This window comes from Cellulosimicrobium sp. I38E, from assembly GCF_001647255.1.
GTDB lineage: Bacteria > Actinomycetota > Actinomycetes > Actinomycetales > Cellulomonadaceae > Cellulosimicrobium > Cellulosimicrobium cellulans_E.
In genome coordinates this window covers 51,560-72,767 of record NZ_LUAZ01000023.1, presented here as the reverse complement: position 1 = coordinate 72,767, position 21,208 = coordinate 51,560, and the positions used below count along the sequence as shown (strand labels likewise).

14 protein-coding genes are annotated in these 21,208 nt (G+C 75.6%); 7 read left to right on the top strand and 7 right to left on the bottom strand.

Annotation, left to right across the window (positions count from 1 at the left end; all coding sequences use genetic code 11):
- The 6 genes from A0J59_RS08545 to A0J59_RS08520 all read right to left on the bottom strand — a co-directional run.
- Positions 1 to 1,933, bottom strand: a 1,933-nt coding sequence (locus tag A0J59_RS08545) for a TPM domain-containing protein (RefSeq protein WP_064315813.1), incomplete at its 3' end; no start/stop codon positions are given.
- 142 nt (positions 1,934 to 2,075) lie between these two features.
- The gene (locus A0J59_RS08540) at positions 2,076 to 4,274 is read right to left on the bottom strand and encodes an adenylyl cyclase (protein ID WP_255365086.1); all 2,199 of its coding nucleotides are present in this window, start codon (positions 4,272 to 4,274) and stop codon (positions 2,076 to 2,078) included.
- 506 nt (positions 4,275 to 4,780) lie between these two features.
- A complete protein-coding gene (locus A0J59_RS08535) occupies positions 4,781 to 6,460 on the bottom strand; it encodes a DNA repair helicase XPB (RefSeq protein ID WP_047232416.1) in 1,680 nt (559 codons plus the stop codon).
- An 83-nt stretch (positions 6,461 to 6,543) separates the two neighbouring features.
- Positions 6,544 to 9,060 (bottom strand): helicase-associated domain-containing protein, encoded by a 2,517-nt coding sequence (locus tag A0J59_RS08530; RefSeq protein ID WP_064315812.1) that lies wholly within the window; start codon positions 9,058 to 9,060, stop codon positions 6,544 to 6,546.
- Positions 9,061 to 9,176: 116 nt separating this feature from the next.
- Positions 9,177 to 10,130, bottom strand: a complete 954-nt coding sequence (locus A0J59_RS08525; RefSeq protein ID WP_156532894.1) for a hypothetical protein — start codon at positions 10,128 to 10,130, stop codon at positions 9,177 to 9,179.
- A 211-nt stretch (positions 10,131 to 10,341) separates the two neighbouring features.
- Positions 10,342 to 11,280 carry an NAD-dependent epimerase/dehydratase family protein gene (locus tag A0J59_RS08520; RefSeq protein ID WP_064315810.1) on the bottom strand — a complete coding sequence of 313 codons (939 nt, stop codon included), beginning with the start codon at positions 11,278 to 11,280 and terminating at the stop codon, positions 10,342 to 10,344.
- Between the two features lie 121 nt (positions 11,281 to 11,401).
- Here A0J59_RS08520 and A0J59_RS08515 point away from each other — a divergent pair, with 121 nt between their 5' ends.
- From A0J59_RS08515 to A0J59_RS08500, 4 genes are read left to right on the top strand one after another with little or no spacing between them, the layout of a single operon-like run.
- Complete coding sequence (locus A0J59_RS08515) at positions 11,402 to 12,151, top strand: TetR/AcrR family transcriptional regulator (protein WP_064315809.1); 750 nt, start codon at positions 11,402 to 11,404, stop codon at positions 12,149 to 12,151.
- 40 nt (positions 12,152 to 12,191) lie between these two features.
- Positions 12,192 to 12,575, top strand: coding sequence for a cold-shock protein (locus tag A0J59_RS08510; RefSeq protein ID WP_047232420.1), 384 nt, complete (start codon positions 12,192 to 12,194; stop codon positions 12,573 to 12,575).
- 1 nt (position 12,576) lies between these two features.
- Positions 12,577 to 13,518: a DUF3027 domain-containing protein gene (locus A0J59_RS08505; protein ID WP_064315808.1), complete on the top strand. Its 942-nt coding sequence runs from the start codon at positions 12,577 to 12,579 to the stop codon at positions 13,516 to 13,518.
- Entirely contained in the window at positions 13,515 to 16,652 is a 3,138-nt protein-coding gene (locus tag A0J59_RS08500; RefSeq protein ID WP_064315807.1) for a sacsin N-terminal ATP-binding-like domain-containing protein, read from the top strand. Before A0J59_RS08505 ends, A0J59_RS08500 begins: the two co-directional genes overlap by 4 nt.
- Here the strand turns inward: A0J59_RS08500 and A0J59_RS08495 are convergent.
- The gene (locus tag A0J59_RS08495; protein WP_082918861.1) at positions 16,628 to 16,891 is read right to left on the bottom strand and encodes a DUF2530 domain-containing protein; all 264 of its coding nucleotides are present in this window, start codon (positions 16,889 to 16,891) and stop codon (positions 16,628 to 16,630) included. The genes A0J59_RS08500 and A0J59_RS08495 overlap by 25 nt on opposite strands.
- Before the next feature lie 447 nt (positions 16,892 to 17,338).
- Here A0J59_RS08495 and A0J59_RS08490 point away from each other — a divergent pair, with 447 nt between their 5' ends.
- From A0J59_RS08490 to A0J59_RS08480, 3 genes are all read left to right on the top strand, one after another.
- On the top strand, positions 17,339 to 18,853 hold the full coding sequence (locus A0J59_RS08490; RefSeq protein ID WP_053370210.1) for a sugar transferase: 1,515 nt from the start codon (positions 17,339 to 17,341) through the stop codon (positions 18,851 to 18,853).
- Positions 18,854 to 18,892: 39 nt separating this feature from the next.
- Complete coding sequence (locus A0J59_RS08485; RefSeq protein ID WP_064315806.1) at positions 18,893 to 19,639, top strand: UDP-glucose/GDP-mannose dehydrogenase family protein; 747 nt, start codon at positions 18,893 to 18,895, stop codon at positions 19,637 to 19,639.
- Positions 19,640 to 19,724: 85 nt separating this feature from the next.
- The gene (locus A0J59_RS08480; RefSeq protein WP_047232423.1) at positions 19,725 to 21,200 is read left to right on the top strand and encodes an NCS2 family permease; all 1,476 of its coding nucleotides are present in this window, start codon (positions 19,725 to 19,727) and stop codon (positions 21,198 to 21,200) included.
- Positions 21,201 to 21,208 lie beyond the last annotated feature (8 nt).

The following is a 21,208-nucleotide window of genomic DNA, read 5'->3' as shown; positions in this document are numbered from 1 at the left end:
CGCCGGAGCGGCCCCCACCCCCTCCGCCGCGCAGGATCGAGTCGAGCAGGATGCCGCCGAGCACCATGCCCCCGACGTTGCTCCCCCCACCACCGCCACCGCCGAACATCCCGCCGCCCTGCGACGACTGCCAGCTCGACGCGTCCTGCTGGGCGCGCTGCGCGGCGGACTGCGCCTGCGCGTCGGCCTGCTGCGCGCGGTCGAGCGCGGCGACGGGGTCGGTCGGCTGGAGGGCGCGGGCCTCGCCGAGCAGGCGGATCGCCTCCGAGAGCCGGGTGCGCGCCTCGGGACCGACGGCGCCCCGCCGGGTCTCGATGAAGTCGTTCGTCGCGCGGACCTGGGAGTCGACGCGAGCGAGCGTGTCGCGCAGGAGCGCGTTGGCGCGCGCCGCCTGCTCGGCCCGCTCGCGGAACGGCGTGAGGGCCGCGTCGAGAGCGGCCTCGGCCGCGGTGAGGCGCCGCAGGGCCGCCAGCGGGTCACCGCCGTCGCGCGCGGCGCTCGCCGCCGTCGCGGCCGCCTGCGCCTCCGCGAGGGCCGGGGCCACGGCGGGGTCTGCGGGTGCGAGCCGGCCGGCGTCGGCGATGTCGGAGGTGATGGAGGCCAGCCCCCTGTCGAGGCGCGGGCCCGACTCGGCGAGGTCCGTGCCGGCCCGGTCGACGGCGTCGAGCAGCGTGACCGCCTGCCCGACGGCGTTCTGCGCGGCCCGCGCGAGCGCGACCGCCGTCGCGCGGTCCTTGCCGGCGAGCGCCTCCCTGCCCCGCGCGACGGACTCCCGGGCGTTCGCGACGAGTGCCTGCGCCTGGTCGGGGTTCTGCGCGACGGACGCGAGCGACGTCGGCGGGTAGGTGCGGGCGAGACCTTCGAGGGTCGCGCGCGCGGGCTCCACGCGGGCGAGGACCTCGCTCGCGCGCTGGTCGGTCTCGTCGAGCACCTGCGGGGCGCGCGCCTGGAGGTCGCGCAGCTCGTCGAACGTGCGGGACTGGGCGTCGAGGGACTCGGCCACCTCGTCGCACAGCGCGACGATGCGTGCCATCGCGTCCCGGGCCTGCGGCTCGGTCTCGGGGCGGTCGTCGTCGAGCTGCTGACGGAGCGCGAACGCCTCGGAGACCTTTCGCTTGCCCTCGGCGAGCGCCGCGGAGAACTGCTGCGTCGCCTCGAGGCCGAACTGGGCCTGCGCGAAGCCGAGCTCTTGCTCCGACGTCTTCACGGCGTCGTCGATCGCGACGAGGGCGGCGCTCGCGCGCCGGTTGAGCTCGTCGGTGGGCAGGGCCGCGAGGCCACCCTCCGCGGGACCCCCGCCCGGGGCGGTGCGGCGGCGTCTGGCGACCGCGCGCACGACCAGCACGACGACGAGGACGAGCACGCCGAGCCCGAGCAGGACCCAGAACCAGGAGACTCCGCCGGAGCCCTGGCTCGCGCCGCGCGCGACCTCGGCCGCGGCGATCGCGGCGCCCGCCCAGTCGTCGTCCCGCAGCTCGTCCTCCACCGCGGCGGAGATCCGGTCCAGCTCGGCGTCGGTGAGGGACACGTTGTTGTCGTAGGAGAGCCCGTAGCGCCGGTCCTCGGTGGCGACGGCGAGGAGCAGGTCGTCCACCCCGAGCCCGGACGTGTTGGCCGTGGCGTTCGCCCAGTCGACGCCGTCCATGCCGTCGAAGCTCGCGACGTACACGACGAAGAGCTGGAGGTCGGTGTCCTGCGCGAGGCGGTCGAGCGCGTCCTGGACCTCGTCGGTCTGGTTGCCGAGCACGCCGTCGGGGTCGGTGATCTCGCCCGCGACGTCCAACGGGGCCACGGCGTGGGCGGTCGCGGCGGGGAGGAGCAGGGCGAGGCCGGTCACGAGGGCGACGAGCGCCGCCGCGACGAGGGCGAGCGACGCGCGCGCGCCACGGTCCGCGGCGGCGCGGGGGAGCGAGGGACGGTGGGCCGTGCTCACGCGCCGATCCTTTCCCAGCCCCTGGGGTCCCGCAATCGGGGCCGGGGCGCCGTGGGGCGTACCGCCGTCGGCGGGCACGACGGCGGAGGCCCGCCTCCCTCTCGGGGAGACGGGCCTCGTGACGCTCGACCGGTGCGGTCGGTCACCCGCAGGTCAGCGCCGCGTAGGGCGCGCTGACCTCGCTCGTGACGCCTCCGGCGACCGCGCTGACGACAGCGTCGCCCGCCGCCACCGAGGCGGCGCGCACCGCGAACGACTGGTACGCGTTCGCGCCCGGGGCGACGCTCGCGACGGTGCGCGACCCGAACGGCGTCGAGAGCGTCACCGCGAGCGGCGCGTCGCCGCCGTTGGTCGCCCGGACCGCGACGTACGCCTTGCCCGCGAGGCAGCGCGTCGTGGCCTCGACCGTGACGTCCGCCTCCGCGGGGAGGTCGGTCGGGTAGGCGACGACCTGCGGGGAGGCGAACGAGCCGACGGCGGGAGCGCCCGTCTCGTTGACGACGTGGTCGATGCCGCCCGACCCGTTGAGGAAGACGCTCGTCATGGACCGGAACGTCACGCCCGCGCGGACCGGCGTCTGGATGCCGCTCGCGACGCGCACGTCGACGCCCTGGTTGAAGAACGAGTACACGCCCAGCCCGACGGCGTCGTGACGCTGCACGTGGTCGCCCACCCGGTACGACGCGTACCCCTTGCGGTCGCCGTCCATGAACGCGGCCTGGCTCGGCACGTCGTAGGGGATCTCGCTCTGGTAGAAGACGGTGCGGCCGCGCTCGCCGTTCCAGATCGTCTGGTTCTTCCGGTAGTGCTCGACGAACAGGCCCGTGGCGGTCACGTCGTCGCCGTTCACGACGACGCCGTGGTCGCCCGTGTTCTGGTCCCACCCGATGCCGCTGCCGTGGTCCCCGCGCCAGGCCCAGATGTGGTCGAGCAGCACGTGGTCGCTGTTGACCTCGATGCTCGTCGTCGCCTTGCCGACCCACGGGCCGCCGACGCGGACGAACACGTCGGTGAGCGTCGTCGGGTCGGCGGCGTCCGCCACGTGCGCGTCCGCCGGACCGACGCGCACGAGGACGTCCGACTCGACCGGTCCGGCGTCGACCGTGATGCCCGCGACCTTCACGCCCGCGACGTCGCCGATCTCCAGCGCCGCGGTGCCCGATGCCGGCGCGAGGGACGCGTAGCCGAGGCCCAGCACGACCGTCTCGGGGTTCTCGACCCGGATCGCCTCGTCGAGGTGGTAGACACCGGGGGTGAGCAGGAGGTTCTTTCCGGTGGCGAGGGCCGCGTTGATCTCCGCCGCCGAGTCGCCCTCGTGGGCGACGAAGAACGTGTCGAGGGAGAGCTTCTGGCCCGCGTCCGCGTCGGTCGACCAGTCGACGCCGCGCGTCTCGGTCCGCGCGTTCGGCACGAACACGGCGAGGTCCTCGCCGTCACGGAAGAGGAACGGCGCCTCCCGGCTCAGCGGGGTCGTGTCGAGCGTCGTCTTGTTGCCGGCGGTGCCGTCGGGCTGGGGCCCGAAGTCCGTGACCGGGGCGCCCTCGACGCCGGAGAAGACCATGTTCCACACGCCGCCGTCCCAGGTGCCGACCTCGGAGTTGCGCGTGTACCACTGCTGCTGCGAGCCGGTCACGAGGCGGCCGGAGACGCGCGAGTTGGCCAGGTAGCCGCCGCTCGCGTACTCGCCGAAGCGGCCGAACACCGTGAGGTCGCCCTGGATGTCGACCCGGCGCAGCGGCGCGGCCTGCGACACGGCGAACCGGAGCTGGTGCGGGTCCGTGATCCCGGCCGGGAACGGGCGGTTCACGTCCTCGTCGACCGGGCGCTGGATCGGGTTGATCGCGACGTTGCTCAGCGAGCGCCAGAAGCGCGTCAGCGAGCCCGGGTCCTGGCAGCTCCACGGGTTGTTCGGGCAGCTCACGACCGGCTGCACGCTCAGCGCGCCGTTGATGAGCACGTCGTCGGGCTGCGCGCCGAGGCCGGCGATCGCGGTGTAGTAGCCGACCTCCGCGTTGACGATCCCGGTCGCCGTCGCGGGGTCGTCCTGGCCGGACGCGTCGCCGTAGACGCCGGGCTCGAAGAACACGGCGTGGCGGTCCTGGCTGAACTCCGCCTCGTCGTTGATCGACGCGAGGTAGGTGTTGATCTGGTCCACCGACCACGAGTCGTCGATGAAGACGACGTTCGGTCCGAGGTCGGGGTCGGTGGCCGGGGCGGCCGTCGCGGGCGCACCGAGCGCCACGCCCGTCGCGGCCACGGCGAGCGCCGCCACGCCCGCGCCGGCGGCACGGGCGCGACGGGCCGTTCTGCCCGCGCCGGGGATGGTCGTCGAGAAGGTCACGGTGGGTGTTCTCCTTCGAACAGGGGGCCGGCGCAACGCACCGACGCCGGCGCGACGTCGCGCCGATGCGGGGAGCCTAGGGCACGACTGACTGTCTTGTCAGTAACTTGCTGGGAGCGCTCTCACATCGTGGGACAGACCCGTGAGTGCATGAAATATGTCGCCCCGAATCGGTTCGAGACGACACATTTCACGCACTCAACGGGGGGCGGTCACTGCACGACGCCCACGTCCTCGTGCTCTCGGTCGGACTGGGCGTCGTTCCGTGCCGGGCGGGTGCCGCGCTCCTGCGTCGCGGGGCCCCCACCCGTCACTGCACGACGCCCAGGTCCTCGTGTTCTCGGTCGGACTGGGCGTCGTTCCGTGCCGGGCGGGTGCCGTGCTCCTGCGTCGCGGGGCCCCCACCCGTCACTGCACGACGCCCAGGTCCTCGTGTTCTCGGTCGGACTGGGCGTCGTTCCGTGCCGGGCGGGTGCCGTGCTCCTGCGTCGCGGGGCCCCCACCCGTCACTGCACGACGCCCAGGTCCTCCGCGTCGACGATGCGGTAGGCGTACCCCTGCTCCGCCAGGAACCGCTGGCGGTGGGCCGCGAAGTCCTGGTCGACGGTGTCGCGCGCGACGACGGCGTAGAAGTGCGCGGTGCGGCCGTCCGACTTCGGGCGCATGACGCGGCCGAGGCGCTGGGCCTCCTCCTGGCGCGACCCGAACGACCCGGAGACCTGGATCGCGACGGACGCCTCGGGGAGGTCGATGGAGAAGTTCGCGACCTTCGACACGACCAGCCGCGAGATCTCGCCCGAGCGGAACGCGTCGAACAGGCGCTGGCGCTCGCGGACCGTCGTCGCGCCCGTGATGAGCGGCGCGTCGAGGTGCTGCGACAGCTCCTCGAGCTGGTCGAGGTACTGGCCGATCACGAGCACCTGGTCGTCCGGGTGCTGCGCGACGATCTGCTCCACGACCCGGTTCTTGCCCGTGGCGGTCGCGGCGAGCCGGTACTTGTCCTCCGGCTCCGCGACGGCGTACGTCATGCGGTCGGACTCCGGCAGCGTGAGGCGCACCTCGACGCAGTCGGCGGGCGCGATGTACCCCTGCGCCTCGATGTCCTTCCACGGCGCGTCGTAGCGCTTGGGGCCGATGAGCGAGAACACCTCGTCCTCGCGGCCGTCCTCGCGCACGAGCGTCGCGGTGAGCCCGAGGCGGCGGCGCGCCTGGAGGTCCGCCGTCATGCGGAAGATCGGCGCGGGCAGCAGGTGGACCTCGTCGTAGACCACGAGGCCCCAGTCGCGCGCGTCGAGCAGCTCGAGGTGCGTGTACACGCCCTTCCGCTTGGTCGTCAGCACCTGGTAGGTCGCGATCGTGACGGGCTTGATCTCCTTGCGCGCGCCGGAGTACTCGCCGATCTCGTCCTCGGTGAGCGTCGTGCGCCGTACGAGCTCGTCGCGCCACTGGCGCGCGCTGACCGTGTTCGTCACGAGGATGAGGGTCGTCGTCCCGGACTTCGCCATGGCGCCGGCCCCGACGATCGTCTTGCCCGCGCCGCACGGCAGCACGACGACGCCGCTCCCGCCGTGCCAGAACCCGTCCACCGCCTGCGCCTGGTACGGGCGCATCTCCCACGGCTTCGGCGCCTCGCCCTCGGCGCGCGGGGGCGTCGTCGGGCTGAGCGCGATGGCGTGCTTCTCGCCGTCGACGTACCCCGCGAGGTCCTCCGCGGGCCAGCCGAGCTTGACGAGCACCTGCTTGAGGTGGCCGCGCTCGGAGGGGTGCACGACGACGGTCGTGTCGTCGATCCGCTCGCCCACCAGCCCGGCGGTGCGCTTGGACTTGAGCACCTCGGCGAGCACGGCGCGGTCGGTCGCCTCGAGCACGAGGCCGTGCGTCGGGTGCTGCGCGAGCGTGAGCCGCCCGTAGCGTGACATCGTCTCCGCGACGTCGACGAGCAGCGCGTGCGGCACCGGGTAGCGCGAGTACTCGATGAGCGTGTTGACGACCTGCTCCGCGTCGTGGCCGGCCGCGCGCGCGTTCCACAGCCCGAGCGGCGTGAGCCGGTAGGTGTGGACGTGCTCGGGGGCGCGCTCGAGCTCGGCGAACGGGGCGATCGCGCGGCGCGCGTCGTCGGCGCGCGGGTGGTCGACCTCGAGCAGCAGCGACTTGTCGCTCTGGACGATGAGTGGTCCGTCGGTCATGTGTCTCCTTGCCGAGGTAGAACCGTGGTCTCGCGGGTTGAGCCGTGGCACCGCGAGATCGAGGCGTGGTCGTGACCACGGCTCTAGCTCGCGCCACCAGGGCTCTCCGTCGGCGGGGTGTCGGGGGCGACGGACGCGATGCGGTGCACCGCGACCGTGAGCTCCGCGTCGCGGGCCGGGTCCTGCGCGCGCAGGCGTCCGGCGTCGAGCGTGAGGGGTCGCACGCGGCGGCGGTCCTGCGAGCCCGTCGGCCCGACCACCTCGAGCCAGACCAACGCCCCGTCCGCGATGGCCTCACGCAGCAGACCCAACGCGGCCACCGGGTCGGATGTTCCCTCCGCGGGGGCGTACCCGTCGCGGTGTCCGTTCGTGCCCGACGGCGTCCGCTCGCCCGCGCGCGTCCCGTCGCCCTCCGCGTGGGCCGTCCGACCGGGCCGCCCGCCCGCTCCGTCACCCGCGCGCTCGGCCGAGCGCGCGTCCGCCGCGCGCAGGCGTGCGACGAGGTCCGCGAACCGCTGCGTGCGCTCGGGGTAGCCGCCGGGCTCGTCGACGCGCGCCCCGGAACCGGGCACGACGCCGGTCCGCGCGCGCCCGCCCGCGCGCCGCCCCGTGGGGGCGACCCGGCCGCGTCGGGACGGTGCGACGGCGTCGGGCGCGCCCCGCCGCCCGGCCCGGTCCGCGACGAGCACGCGGCCGTCCGGGCCCTCGACGACCGCCGGGACGCCGCGGGCGCGCAGCGCCTCCTGGAGCTCTCCCGCGGGCGCGACCGACGCGAGCACGGTCGGTGCGAGGAGCACCAGGCCCAGCCCGCGCAGTGCCGGGTCCTCCGCGATCCCGGCCAGCAGGACCGGGTCCTCGGCACGCACGTACGACGACGCCGTCCCCACGCGGACCCGGCCGTGGCGGCGGGCCGTGTCCCGCACCAGGTACTCGAGCGGCTGCGGCACGGGCGTGCGCGAGTGCGCCGCGAGCTCGGCGAGGAGCTCGTCGGCCGTCGCGCCGCGGTCGAGCGCGCGCAGGACGGAGTCCGGGGTGAACCGGACCGTCGTCGCGGCGCCGCGGGACTCGACGTCGGCCGCGACCTCCACGAGCCTCTCGAGCGTGCGCGACGGCCGCCCCGGCACGATGCCCGTGAGGTCGCCCTGGAGCAGCAGGTCGTCGACCTCGGCCGGGAGCACCGCCTCGAAGGCGGCGCCGAGGTCGGCCTGGACGGTCCCGGTCGGCGACGCCGCGTCGTCGGACCCGAGGAGGACCCGGCCCGGGGGAGCGAGCGCGCCCGCACCGGTCGCTCCGAGCAGCGCGGCCTCGCGCAGCAGCCCCGCCACGGCCTGCTCCGGCGGCACCGCCCGGGGCGTGCGCCAGCGGAGCACCGCGACGACGTCGGCCGCGGCGAGCGGGCGCCCAGGGGCGAGGTCGAGGACGTCCAGGACGGACCGGCGCAGCCGGGGCACCCACGGGCGCCACAGCTCCGGGTCGAGCGCGGCGCGCAGGGCGCCCTTCTCGTCGCGGCTCCCCACGAGCCAGGGGGTGCGGCGCGAACGCCACCAGCCGCGGGCGAGCGTCGCCCAGCGGTCGCCCAGGTCGTCGTCGAGCCAGTCCTCCGCGGCGAGGGTCGGGGCGAACGTGGGCGGGTCGTCGCCGTCGTCGGCCACGAGCCCGGCCGCCGCCGCGAGCTCGACGACCGCGGCCGCCGTCGGGTCGTCCACCTCGAGGGCGAGCGCGGCCCGCCGCAGGTCGCGCACCCCGAGCCCGCCGGCGCGCAGCACGCCCGGCGGGTGCTCGGTCCAGTGCGTCACGAGCCGCGCGACGAGCCGCACGGCCTCCAGCCCGGCGCTCGCGGACTCCGCGTCGACCGTCGTCGTCGGGAGCTCGCGGACCTCCGGGACGGGCGGCGCGGTCCGGACGTCGCGGTGCGTGCGACCGCCGCGCAGGGCGAGCCCGACCTCGCGCGGCAGCACGACGTGCCGCTCGTCCGTGGCGCGCAGGTAGCCGTGCTCGACGAGCCAGCCCGTCGCGCGCCGGGCCGACGCGTCCGCGCGGGGCGCGACCCCGACGGGCGGCCCCCAGGCCAGGGCGTCGAGGATCGCCCGGGCGCCCGGCGGGGCGTCGTCGGGCAGGTCGCCGGGCGGCGCGCTCGTCCCGGCCGCGCTCGCGTCGCCGGCGGTGAGAGCCGCGACGGGGCCGAGGCCGGCGGGGTGGGGGCCGAGGACCTCGGCGACACCTGGCGCCGGGCGGAACCCGGCCGACCGGGTGCCGGGCGTCCAGACGAGCGCGAGCTCGTCGAGGAGGGCGAGCGCGGCGGTGACGCGGGCCCGGTCGACGCCCGTCGCCCGGGCGACCGCCGCCGCCGTCGCGGAGGTCCCCACGGAGTCGAGGACCAGCACCGACTCCAGGACGTGGAGCGTGAGCTCGTCCAGCCCCGCGAGCGCGCGTTCCAGGCTCGTCCGGTTCATCGCGCGCGCGGCGAGCGAGAGGAGGGTCGAGGGCGACGGCGTCGCGAGGTCGGGCCGCCGTCCGAGCAGCGCGACCAGGGCGGCGTCGTCGCGCTGGCGCAGCGACTCGCTGTACGTCGGAGCCCGCTCGGGCCGGGAGGTGGCCATCCGTTCGATGTTACGCGCCGGGCCCGGTCCCACGAGATCGGTGATCGCGGTCGAGATAGGCAGTCGGGACCGCCGATCTCGACGGAACGTGCCGAGGTCGTGCCGGACCGCCGAGCTCAGAGAGGCGGGAGGAACGGGTCGGGGCGGAGGCCGCGGACGACGTCGGGCGGGACGTGCCGCAGGACCCGCGCCACGACGTGCGCCGGCCGGTCCCTGGACGTGACGCGCAGCAGGCGGTTCCCCGTGCGCTCGATCGCCTCCTGTCGCAGCTTCTCCTGGACGAGCACGCGGCCCGGGTCCTCGCGGGGCGCCAGCCCGGACGGACCGGTGCGGTACTTCACGAGGCCGTCGAACTCCAGCAGCAGCCGCCACCGCGTCCAGCCCAGGTCTACCCGCACCGGGCCGACCTCGGTCCGGAGCGGCACCTGCGTGTCCGGGCGCGGCAACCCGGTCCGCAGGAGGACGTACCGCAGCCAGGTCTCGCGCGCCGACTCCGCGCCCGGGTCCGCGAGCTCGAGCAGGTGCCGGCCCTGACGGGAACCGCGCCCTCGCGGCAGTCGGTCGAGGACGGCCGCGACGTCGGACCGCCGGACGCCCCGCGCGAGCGCCGCGTCCGCCACGACGAGACCGTCGAGCGCGGGCATCGTGCGCAGGCAGTCGGCGGCGGTGCGCGCGAGCGAGGTCGCGGTGACTCCGAGGGTCGTCACCCGGTCCTCGGCACCGACCTCGCCGACGTGCCGCGTCACGTCGCGCGCCGCGGAGCCCGACCTGCGGTACGGCTGGAACACGTGGGTCGTCGTGGGGAGCTCCCACACGGGCAGGCCGTGCAGGAGCGCTGCGGACGCGTGGCTCACGACGGGGTCGGCGCGCAGGGCGTGGGCGACGGCACGGGCTCGGGCGACCGCGAGCGCACGCTCCGCCACGAGGGGCGGGACGTCGGGCGGGGGCGTGTCGCGGTACGCGCCGCGCCGCACGCGTTCCCACTCGCCGGCGGCGAGGCGGCGCCGGGCCTCTTCCGGGAGGTGCTCGTGCGCGAGGTGCACAGGGGTCTGGGGCTCTCGACTCGGCATGGGAAGGGATCGTGCCGCTCCTGAGACCGCCGTGGGCCGGGCGGTACCAGAGCTGTGGACGGCGCCCGCGCGGTGCAGCGGTTGTGGACGGCGCCCCCGACGCGTCCCCGTGCCATGCAGGCCCGGCGCACCTGTTCGGCAGGTTCTGTCGAGATCGTCAGCTGCGCCCGCCGATCTCGACTCCGACCGCCGACCTCGGCGGATTCGGTGCTCAGCCGCGGGCGGTGCGTCGGCAGACCTCGTCCCAGGGCGTCGGCTCGATCCCGAAGCGGTCGCGCGCTGCCGTGTCGTCGAGCACGTAGGGGCGGTCCCACTGGTAGGCGAGGTCGCGCAGCTCGCGCAGGAGGGGTGAGAAGAGGCCGGCGGCGGTGAGGCCCGCGCCGCGCAGGGAGCGGACCCGGACGGGCGGTCGCCCGACGCTCGCGAGGACGTCCGTGAGTGCCTCGCGCTGCGTGCGCGGCGGGTTGCTCGGGGTGTGCCACGTGCGGCCGTGCGCGTCGGGGTCGGCCGCCGCCGCGACCAGCGTGCGCGCGGCGTCGCGGACGTCGGTGAACGAGTGCGGCAGGTCGGTGCGCCCGATCATCGTCACGGCGCGCCCGCGCAGGGCGGCCGGCACGACGCGCGAGACGTGCCCGTTGCTCCCGACCCCGGGCCCGACGAAGTCGGAGCTGCGGACCTCGACGACGCGCGCGCGACCGGCGCGGTGCGCGGCGAGCGCGTCGGCCCAGAGCCGGGCGCGGAGGACGCCCTTGTGGTCGGTCGCGGCGTCGGGCAGGTCCTCGGTCATCGGCCCGTCGACGGGACCGTACGGGTAGAGGTTGCCCGTGATCGCGTACACCGCGCCGGTGCGCGCGACGGCGGTGAGCAGCGCCGTCGCGAGGGGAGGCCACACGCGCTCCCACTGCGTGTAGTCGCCGGGGTTGGCGCAGTTGTAGAGCACGTCGGCGCCCTCCGCGACCCGGGTCAGGGCGTCGGCGTCGGACGCGTCGAGGGCGAGGTGCGTGACTCCGTCGAGGCCGGTGTCCCGGCCGCTGCGGGTGACGACGGTGACGTGCGAACCGCGGGCCGCGAGCTCGGCCGCGACGTGCCGGCCGACGGGGCCGGCGCCGACGACGACGTGCCGGTCGGAGGAGGACGGGGTGCTGGACATGGTGGTCTCCTTTCCGAGAGCAGTGCTCTCGCTTCGTCGAGGAGCATGGCACGGGTGCTGCTCCAGCGCAAGAGCGGTGCTCTCGTTTGTGGGCGGCGCTCTCGTCTGCCACCCTGGCGGGATGACGGCCCCTCGCACGGCGCGCGCCCTGGCGCGCGAGACCCTGACGCGCGACATCCTCGACGCCGCCCGAGCGCGGCTCGTGGCCGACGGGCCCGCCGCGCTCTCCCTGCGCGCCGTCGCGCGCGACGTCGGCATGGTGTCGTCGGCCGTCTACCGCTACTTCCCGAGCCGCGACGCGCTGCTCACCGCGCTCCTCGTCGAGTGCTACGACGAGCTCGGCGCGGCCGTCGAGGCCGCGGAGGCCGCCGTCGCGCGCGACGACCTGACCGGCCGGTGGCTCGCCGCGTGCCGCGCGCTGCGGTCGTGGTGCGTCCAGCGTCCCGGCGACTTCGCGCTGCTCTACGGCACGCCCGTCCCGGGGTACGCGGCGCCGCAGGACACCGTCGAGCCCGCGACCCGGGTCGTGCGCGCGCTCGTCGGGATCGTCGCCGACTCCTGGGCCGGCGGCGCGGGCCCCGCACCCGCCCCGCGCGCCGGAGGTGACGCGGCCGAGCTGGTCGCCCCGGCCCTCGCGTTCGTGAGCGCGCGAGGCCTCGTCGCGCCCGACGCCCCGGCGGAGGCCGTCGTGCGCACGCTCATGGCCTGGACCACGCTGTTCGGCACGGTCTCCTTCGAGCTGTTCGGCCACCTCCACCGCACGGTGGCCGACTACACCGACTGGTTCGACGCCGTCGCACTGCGGGTGGGGGCGGACGCCGGCGTCGTCCCCCGTGGTGCGGATGCGGCTTTGCCGCCGCACGGCCGGTAGCCTGGGGGTTCTGGTTCCTACGAGCACGAACGAGGTTCACGTGCCCACCGGCAAGGTCAAGTGGTTCGACACCGAACGCGGGTTCGGCTTCATCGCCAACGACGACGGCGGCGAGGTCTTCCTGCACGCCTCCGCGCTGCCCGCGGACGCGCCCGCCCCCAAGCCGGGTGCGCGCGTCGACTTCGGCGTCGCGGACGGCCGCCGCGGCCCGCAGGCGCTCGCGGTCAAGCTCCTCGACCCGGCCCCGTCCGTGGTCAAGGCGAAGCGTCGCTCGGCGGACGAGATGGCGGTCATCGTGGAGGACCTCATCAAGGAGCTCGACCGGATCCGTGACGGGCTCGGCAAGGGCCGCTACCCGGAGAAGGGCAAGGCGACGATGGTCGCCAAGGTCCTGCGCGTGGTCGCCGACGAGATCGAGGGCTGACATGGTCGCCGTGGCTGCCGCAGAGGAGCGTTCCCGGGGAGTGTCCGCGCGTGCCGCGCGCGACGCCGTGCTCACGGGCGCGGTCGAGCTCGCGCGCGCCGCGGCCCAGGAGGTCGCCGAGAGCTCCGAGGACGTCGGGGAGCACCTCGGCACGTACGCGGAGGCGGACCGCCTCATCTCGCACCGGTTCGCGTGCACGATGCGCGGCTACCGCGGCTGGCACTGGACCGTCACGCTCGCGCGCGTGCCGCGCGGTCGGACGGCCACGGTGTGCGAGGTCGAGCTGCTGCCGGGTGACGGCGCGCTGCTCGCGCCGTCGTGGCTGCCGTGGTCCGAGCGCCTGCGTCCGGGCGACGTCGGGCCGGGCGACGTGCTCCCGTTCCGCGCCGACGACCCGCGCCTCGAGCCCGGCTACGTGCCCACGGGCGACGAGGAGCAGGACGCCGTCGCGATCGATGAGCTCGCCCTCGCACGCGCCCGCGTCCTGTCCCCGCAGGGCCGGGACGAGGCCGCCGAGCGCTGGTACCGCGGCTCGCGCGGCCCGACGGCGCGCGGCGCCGTCGCGTCGGCCGCCGAGTGCGGGTCGTGCGGCTTCCTCGTCACCCTCCAGGGCAGCCTCGGCCAGGTGTTCGGCGTGTGCGCGAACGAGTGGTCGCCCGACGACGGCAAGGTCGTGAGCCTCGACCACGGCTGCGGCGCGCACTCGGAGACCGACGTCGAGCCGCAGCGGAGCGACTGGCCCGACGCCGACCCCCTCGTCGACGAGCTGCACGTCGAGATCGTCTCGCTGCTCGAGTCGGTCGCCCCGACGGCGCAGCCCGCGACCGCGGTGGTCGCGTCGGCGGACGCGGACCCCGCGCCCGTGCTCGACGAGGTCTCGGTCGACGCGCAGCCGGACGCTCGGCCGGCCTCCGAGCCGGCGGCGGACGAGCCGCAGGAGTGACGGACGACGTCTTCGGGACGGCCGCGCTGCGCCGTGCGGTCCTGGAGGCGTGGCGGTCGTCGCCGACGCGTCTGCGCGAGGACGCGAACACCGAGGAGGACCACGCCCACGGGTCGTACCGGGGGCGGGTCGTCGTCGAGCTCGCGCAGAACGCCGCGGACGCCGCGGCCCGTGCCGGGGTCCCGGGGCGGCTGCGCCTGAGCCTGCACGCGCCGTCGGTTCCTGACGGGACCTGGGTCCTGCGCGCCGCGAACACCGGCGAGCCGCTGGACGCGCCGGGCGTCGCGTCGCTCGTGGCGCTGCGCGCGTCCGCGACGGGGCGGGGCGCGCGGGACGCTGACGGCGGGACGGCCACGGTCGGCCGGTTCGGGGTCGGCTTCGCCGCCGTCCGCTCGGTCTCCGACCGAGTGCGGGTCGGCGCGGGGGAGCGTGCGGTCGAGCTGTCGCTCGCGCGCACGCGCGCCGCGCTCGACGACGTGGTCGCCGACCGCCCCGACCTCGCCGCCGAGGTGGCGCGCCGCGGCGACCGGCTCCCGGTGCTGCGGCTCCCGTTCCCGACCCGCGTCGAGGTGCCGTCGGGCTACGACACGGTCGTCGAGCTCGAGCTGCGTGACGCCGAGGCGCTCGCTGCCGTCCGCGCGGAGCTCGCCGACGTGGGGGACCCGCTCCTGCTCGCGCTCCCTGCGCTCGCCGAGGTCGTCGTCGTCGGGGACGGCGTCCAGGAGCGCCGCGTCGCCGACGTCGCCGACCGGTGGACCGTCCTGCGCCGGGAGGGGGCGATCGACCCGGCGCTGCTCGCGGACCGCCCGGTCGAGGAACGCGCGACGACGCGGTGGACGGTCACGTGGGCGCTGCCCCACGTCGGTGCGCGCACCGACGTCCTGCACGCACCGACGCCCACCGACGAGCACCTCACGTTCCCGGCGCTCCTGCTGGCGACCTTCCCGCTGGACCCGGCGCGCCGGCACGTCCCGCCCGGGCCGGTCACCGCGCACGTCGCGCGCGCGGCGGGGCGGGCGTACGCGGAGCTGCTCGGCGGGCTCGCGCGGTCGCGCGGCGCCGACGTGCTGGCGCTCGTCCCGACCGGGCTGCCGGCGAGCGCGGTCGACGCCGAGGTGCGGGCGTCGGCCGAGGCGGAGCTCGCGCGGACCCCGCTCCTCCCGCTCGACGCGCCGCCGGCGCGTGGCGCCGAGGAGCCGACCTGGGTGGCCGACGACGAGGACGCCGACGCCGCCCGGCACTCCTTGGTCGCGCCGGCAGAGGCGCGCGTCCTCGCGGGGGACGTGGGCGACGCGCGCGTGCGGGCCGAGCTCGGGGTCGCGCACCTGGTGGACGTCCCGGGTCCGCTCCGCGCGGTCGCGCGGTCCCTCGGGGCGCAGGTCGTGGACCTCGCGGACGTGGTGGACGACCTCCCGCGCGTCGCCGACCCGGCGCGCTGGCGGGCGCTGTACGACGCCCTCGCGCCGCACGCCGCCGACCGGTCGGTGCTCGAGGCGCTGGGCGCGCTCCCCGTTCCCCTGCTCGGCGGGCAGGTCGTGCGCGGCGCCCGCGGCCTCCTCCTCCTGGACGCCGGGTCGGGCGAGCCCACGGACGCCGGCGGGGTGCTGGACGCCCGCGACGCGGCCGACCTCGGGCTGCGCGTCGTCGACCCGCGCGCGGCGCACCCGCTGCTGGAACGCCTCGGGGCGCGCGTGACCGACCTGCGGACGGTGCTCGCCGACGGGGCCGTCCGCGAACGCGTCCTCGCGGCGTCGGACGCGGCGGAGGCGGGCGACGACCCCTCCTCGGACGTCGAGCGGCTGCTCGCGCTGGTCGCGGCGGCGGTACGGGACGTTCCCGACGCGGAGCGGGCGGGGCTGCCGTTCTGGTGGGGCGAGCTGCCCGTCCCGACGGCCGACGGCGACCGTGCGCCCGTGCGCGGCTGCGCGCTGCCCGGGACGTGGGCCGCGGACGCGCTCGGCACGCTCGGCCTCGTCGATCCCGCGGTCGTCGACCGCTGGGGCGAGCCGGTGCTGCGCGCGGTGGGTGCGGCCGTCGGGCTCGGGGTGCTGCGCGCGCACGACGTGCTCACGCCCGCGTCGGCCGAGGACGAGCCGGACCTGGACCCGCACGCGCCGGAGGGGTGGCTGTCCGACTGGGGCGGGTACCTCGCGTACCTCGCGACGACCCTCGGCCCCGAGACGTACGTGGGCGACGTCGTCGCGGTCGCGGACCTGGACGCCGTCGACGACGACGCGTGGCCCGACGTCCTCGCGCGCCTCGCCGCGGACCCTGCCGCGCGCGAGGCGCTGCTCGCCCCCGTGCGGGCCGAGGGCGGTCGGGGCGCGACGGCACGCTCGTACACCGCGTGGTGGCTGCGCGAGGAGCTCGGTGGGGCGTTCGCGCTCGGGACCGGCCCTGGGCGGGTCCCGTTCCTGCGCCCGGCGCCGCCGGAGGTGGCAGGGCTCGACGACGAGGCGCTGGCCGCGCTGGGCGGCGTGCGGGACCTCGCCGAGCTCGAGCCGGACGAGTGGGTCGAGCTCCTGGACGTCCTGCCCGGCGTCGGGCAGGTCGTCGACGCGCAGGCCGCGCTGACGCTCTGGCGTGCGCTCGGCGTCCTCGCGGGCCGGGGCGAGCGTCTGGACCCGCCGCCGGACCGGGTGCCCGCGCTGCGCGCCGGCGCGGTGCTCGTGGTGGGCGCGGACGACGTCGCCGTCTCGCCCGACCCGATGTGGTCGCCCGTCCGCGCGGTCCTCCCCGCGCCGCCGGGCCTCGTCGCCGAGGTCGCCGATCTCCTGGACGTCGCGGCCGTCCCGCGCGACGCCCCCGCCCCCGACGCCGCTGGTCGTCGTGCCGACGTCCCCGAGGTGGTGCACGCGGTCCTCGACGGGCCGGTGCCGCGCACCTGGGAGCGCCACGACGACCTCCGCGTGGGCGGGGTCGCGGTCTCGTGGTGGGTGGAGCGGGGTGGGGGAGCGGACGCCGTCGTGCACGCGACCGGGCCGGCCGGGCTCGCCACGGGGCTCGCGGTCGCGGCGGGACGCCACGGCGCGAGGTTCGTGCTCGAGGAGGTGCTCCGTGACCCGGGCGCGGCGCAGGGGGCGCTGGCGCGGACGGCCTGGGACGACCCTCAGCCGTCCGACGACGCGCGGTAGCGGGTCCGGTTCCGGCGCTCCCACGCGAGCCCGAGGAGGCCGAGGACGAGGCCGGCGCCGCACGTGGTGACCGCGCGCGGGCCGAGCGTGCCGGTCGCGAGGAGGACCGCGCAGACGACGAGCGCGGCGGTCCACAGGGCCATTCCCGCGAGGATCACGACGCGCAGGTCGACCCGCCAGGGCGCCGGGTCGGGGCGTCGGCGGTCAGGGTGCAGCAGCAGCGTGACGAACGAGGGCACAGGGGCATCGTAGCCACGGCGCGGATTTTCACCCGTACCCGGGTGTCACAGCCGTGACCTGCGCCTCATCCCCTTCTGGTGTGAGCACACGTCGGGAGCACTCGCAACGGCACGCTAGGATGCATGCGCCGCGCTACGGCCTCCACATGTGGTCACCTGTCCAGGTGGATCTGGCCGGCGCCGGGCCGCGCATCGCTTCGGGACCTTCGTCCGATGTATCCGGACCTTCGGCAGAACGTGGAATCTGGACACCCGTCCAACCTATTTCTCCGAGCGGCTAGCGCGGCGCCAGATCCGCAGGATCTCGCCCCTCAGGACGCCTCCGACCACGACGGTGCGGAACGTCTTCTCACCCGGGTGAAACCCCCTGACAACTCTCGTTCCCGCAGTTTCTGAACCCTAGGATGAGTCGCCATGCAGGGTGTGGAACCGACCGGAGGTGGACGCATGTCCCACAGCGTCACCGAAGACACGAGGCGGAGTCTGCGCACCCTTCTCACCACGACTCCCGCCGCCCGGATCCGCGCCGCGCGCGCCGCGTTCGCCGCGCAGGGCTGGGAGGTCGCCTACCGCCGACGCCTGCTGCTCACCGACACGGCGGTGGTCGTCGTCGCGGTGCTCGTCGCGTACTTCCTGCGCTGGGACAAGTTCATCGACGAGCCGGTGCGCGACGCGCGCATCCCGTACGTCGTGCTCAGCCTCCTCGTCGGCGCCGCCTGGTTGATCTCGCTCGTCGCGAGCAGGACGCGCGACCCGCGGGTCATGGGAAGCGGCCCCACCGAGTACCACCGGGTCTTCGACGCCTCGTGGCGTCTCTTCGCCGTGCTCGCCGTGCTCGCGTTCCTCCTCCGCTTCCCGGAGGCGCGCGGCTACCTCGCCTTCGCGTTCCCGATCGGCCTCGGCGGCCTGCTCCTCGGCCGGTACGCGTGGCGCCAGTGGCTCCACCGCCAGCGGGCCACCGGGCGCATGCGCTCGGCGGTGCTCGCCATCGGCCACCGCGACCAGGCCGAGCGCCTCATCCGCGACCTCAACGGCCGCGACGAGTCGGGGTACCGCGTCGTCGGCGTGTGCGTCCCGTCCGGCGGCTTCGGGTCGGACGAGGAGATCCGGGGCGTGCCGGTCCTCGGCGAGCTGCGGCACGCCGGCGAGGTCGCCACGCGGGTCGGTGCGGACGTCGTCGCCGTGTCAGGCTCGGACGCCATCACCGCCGAGGTCGTCCGACGGCTGGGCTGGGAGCTCGAGCCGTACGGCGTGGACCTCATGCTCACGGCCGAGCTCGCGGACGTCGCCGGACCGCGCATCACCATCACTCCCGCGGAGAGCGTCTCGCTCCTGCACGTGGACGCGCCCCGGTTCACGGGGCCCAAGTTCGCCGTGAAGTCGGTCATCGACTGGACCGGCGCCGCGCTCATCACGCTCGCCGCGCTGCCGGTGCTCGTGCTCGTCGCGCTCGCCGTGCGGGTCACCAGCCGCGGCCCGGTGCTCTTCCGTCAGGAGCGCGTCGGCCGGAACGGGCGGACGTTCCCCATGTTCAAGTTCCGGTCGATGCGCGTCGGCGCCGACCGCGAGGTCCAGCACCTCGAGGAGCAGAACGACGGCGCGGGCCCGCTGTTCAAGATGCGCGACGACCCGCGCGTCACGCGTGTCGGCCGTGTGCTGCGCCGCTACTCCCTCGACGAGCTCCCGCAGCTCTTCAACGTCCTGCGCGGTGACATGAGCCTCGTCGGGCCGCGGCCGCCGCTGCCGCGCGAGGTCCAGAAGTACGAGAAGAAGGTGCGGCGTCGCCTCCTGGTCAAGCCCGGGCTCACGGGCCTGTGGCAGGTCGGCGGCAGGTCGGACCTGTCGTGGGAGGAGAGCGTCCGGCTCGACGTCTACTACGTCGAGAACTGGACGATGTTCGGCGACTTCCTCATCCTCGCGCGCACGGCGCGCGCGGTGTTCTCCGGCTCCGGGGCCTACTGAGGCCGGCGGGGTGCAGGGTCGGGCGCGGGGAGGTGCGTCGTGCGGGTCTCGGTCTCGGGATGCGGTCGCCGCGGCGTCCTGCACGCCGCCTGCCTCGCGGCAGCGGGCCACGAGGTCGTGCTCCACGACACGGATCCCCGCGCCCTCGACGTGCTCCGCACGGGAACGGTCCGCGCCGGTGAGCCGCGGCTCCAGCGGCTCCTCGCGCTCGCTCGTGTGAGCGGCCGGCTCCGTCCCACGACGGACCGCACGGCGGTCGCCGGTGCTCGCGTGCACGTCCTGTGCGTCGGCGCGGGGCCCGACCCCGACCCCGACGGCGCCTCTCGTGTGGTGGCGCTCCGCGACGCGCTCGACGACCTGGCCCCGCACCTCGGCCCGGGGGACCTCGTCGTCGGGCGCGCCCGCGTCCCCGCCGGCACCGCGGAGTGGCTCGCCGCCGGGCTCGCCGCCGACGGAGTCCGGGCCACGGTCGCCTGGGTGCCCGACGAGCACCGGCCGGGCCACGCCGTCGTCGACCTCCTGCACCCGTCACGCCTCGTCCACGGGGTCCCTGCCGGCCCGGCCGGCGAGCGTGCCGCCGCGATCCTCGACGCGCTCCACGCCGTGCAGCTCGCGACGGGGGCGCCCCGGACCGTGACCGACCTCGCGACCGCAGAGAGCCTCGGGCACGGCACCGGCACGCTCCGGCCCGCGGCGTTCGTGCGTCCCGGGGGGAGCGACCTCGACGCCGCGGACGTGGTGTCGAGCACACCCGCGGCGGCCCTCGCCGCGGTCGGCGCCGCCTGACGTGCGCGGACACCTCCCGGGGGCGATGCCGGACCGTGTCCCGCGTGTTACCGCGCGGTCACAGGGTTCTGGCAGCATTCTCCCCATGTCCACCCCCACCTCCGTCCGCGAGGACGAGCAGGCGCCGCCCCCTGCCTCCGGCGCCATCGACCGCTTCTTCAAGATCACCGAGCGCGGCTCGACGATCGGCACCGAGATCCGTGGTGGTCTCGTCACGTTCTTCGCGATGGCCTACATCATCGTGCTGAACCCGCTGATCATCGGGACGGTGCAGGACGGCACGGGCCAGTTCCTCGGCGGCGGCGACGCGCCCGACTTCGGCAAGATCGCCGCGGCGACCGCTCTCGTCGCGGGCGTCATGACGATCGCCATGGGCGTCTTCGCGAACTTCCCCCTCGGCCTCGCGGCCGGGCTGGGCCTCAACGCGGTCGTGGCGTACTCGATCGCGTCCCTGCCGGGGGTGACCTGGGCGGACGCGATGGGCCTCGTCGTCATCGAGGGCCTCATCATCCTCCTCCTCGTGCTCACCGGGTTCCGCGAGGCGGTCTTCCGTGCGGTCCCGGTCGAGCTGAAGACGGCCATCAGCGTGGGCATCGGCCTCTTCATCGCGCTCATCGGCCTCGTCAACGCGGGCTTCGTCACCGCGGGCAGCGGCACGCTCCTCGCGCTCGGCAACCTCGGCACGTGGCCGATCCTCGTGTTCGTGGTCGGCCTCGTGCTGACGATCGTGCTGTGGGTCCGCAAGGTCAAGGGCGCGCTGCTCGTCGCGATCCTCACGGCGACCGCGCTCGCCGTCGTGCTGGAGAACACCCTGCACATCGGAGCCAAGGCTCCTGACGGCTCCAACCCGAACGGCTTCAACCTCAACGCGCCGACGTTCGACGGCGTCGTGCAGGTCCCGGACTTCGGCCTCCTCGGCCAGTTCTCGCTGCTGGGCTCGTTCCAGAACATCGCGACCGTCACCGTGATCCTGCTGGTGTTCTCGCTCCTGCTCGCGGACTTCTTCGACACGATGGGCACCATGGTCGCCGTCGGCGCCGAGGCGCGCCTGAACGACGCCGAGGGCGTCCCGCCGCGCTCGCGCGCGATCCTCGTCGTCGACTCGCTCGCCGCGGCCGCGGGCGGAGCGGGCTCCGTGTCGTCGAACACGAGCTTCGTCGAGTCCACCACCGGCGCCGGCGAGGGCGCGCGCACCGGTCTCGCCTCGGTCGTCACGGGCGTCGCGTTCCTGCTCGCGACGTTCCTGTCGCCGCTCGTCGCGCTCGTCCCCTACGAGGCTGCCGCACCGGCGCTGGTCTTCGTCGGGTTCCTCATGATGACGCAGATCGCCGGCATCTCCTGGAAGAACGTGGAGATCGCGATCCCGGCGTTCCTCACGATCATCGTCATGCCGTTCACGTACTCCATCGCGGACGGCATCGGCGCGGGCTTCCTCGCGTTCGTCGTCATCAAGCTCGCGCTCGGGAAGATCCGCGCGATCCACCCGCTCATGTGGGTCGCGTCGGCGATGTTCCTCGTGTACTTCCTCCTGGGCCCGATCCGGGAAGCCCTCGGCCTCTAGGCTCGGCC

Bases quoted from the DNA above. Each gene is read 5' to 3' on its own strand.
- A0J59_RS08515 (WP_064315809.1), top strand. From the start codon at position 11,402: ATGACGGCCCCTCGCACGGCGCGCGCCCTGGCGCGCGAGACCCTGACG.
- A0J59_RS08480 (WP_047232423.1), top strand. From the start codon at position 19,725: ATGTCCACCCCCACCTCCGTCCGCGAGGACGAGCAGGCGCCGCCCCCT.
- A0J59_RS08535 (WP_047232416.1), bottom strand. From the start codon at position 6,460: ATGACCGACGGACCACTCATCGTCCAGAGCGACAAGTCGCTGCTGCTC.
- A0J59_RS08520 (WP_064315810.1), bottom strand. From the start codon at position 11,280: ATGTCCAGCACCCCGTCCTCCTCCGACCGGCACGTCGTCGTCGGCGCC.
- A0J59_RS08525 (WP_156532894.1), bottom strand. From the start codon at position 10,130: ATGCCGAGTCGAGAGCCCCAGACCCCTGTGCACCTCGCGCACGAGCAC.
- A0J59_RS08530 (WP_064315812.1), bottom strand. From the start codon at position 9,060: ATGGCCACCTCCCGGCCCGAGCGGGCTCCGACGTACAGCGAGTCGCTG.
- A0J59_RS08505 (WP_064315808.1), top strand. From the start codon at position 12,577: ATGGTCGCCGTGGCTGCCGCAGAGGAGCGTTCCCGGGGAGTGTCCGCG.
- A0J59_RS08490 (WP_053370210.1), top strand. From the start codon at position 17,339: ATGTCCCACAGCGTCACCGAAGACACGAGGCGGAGTCTGCGCACCCTT.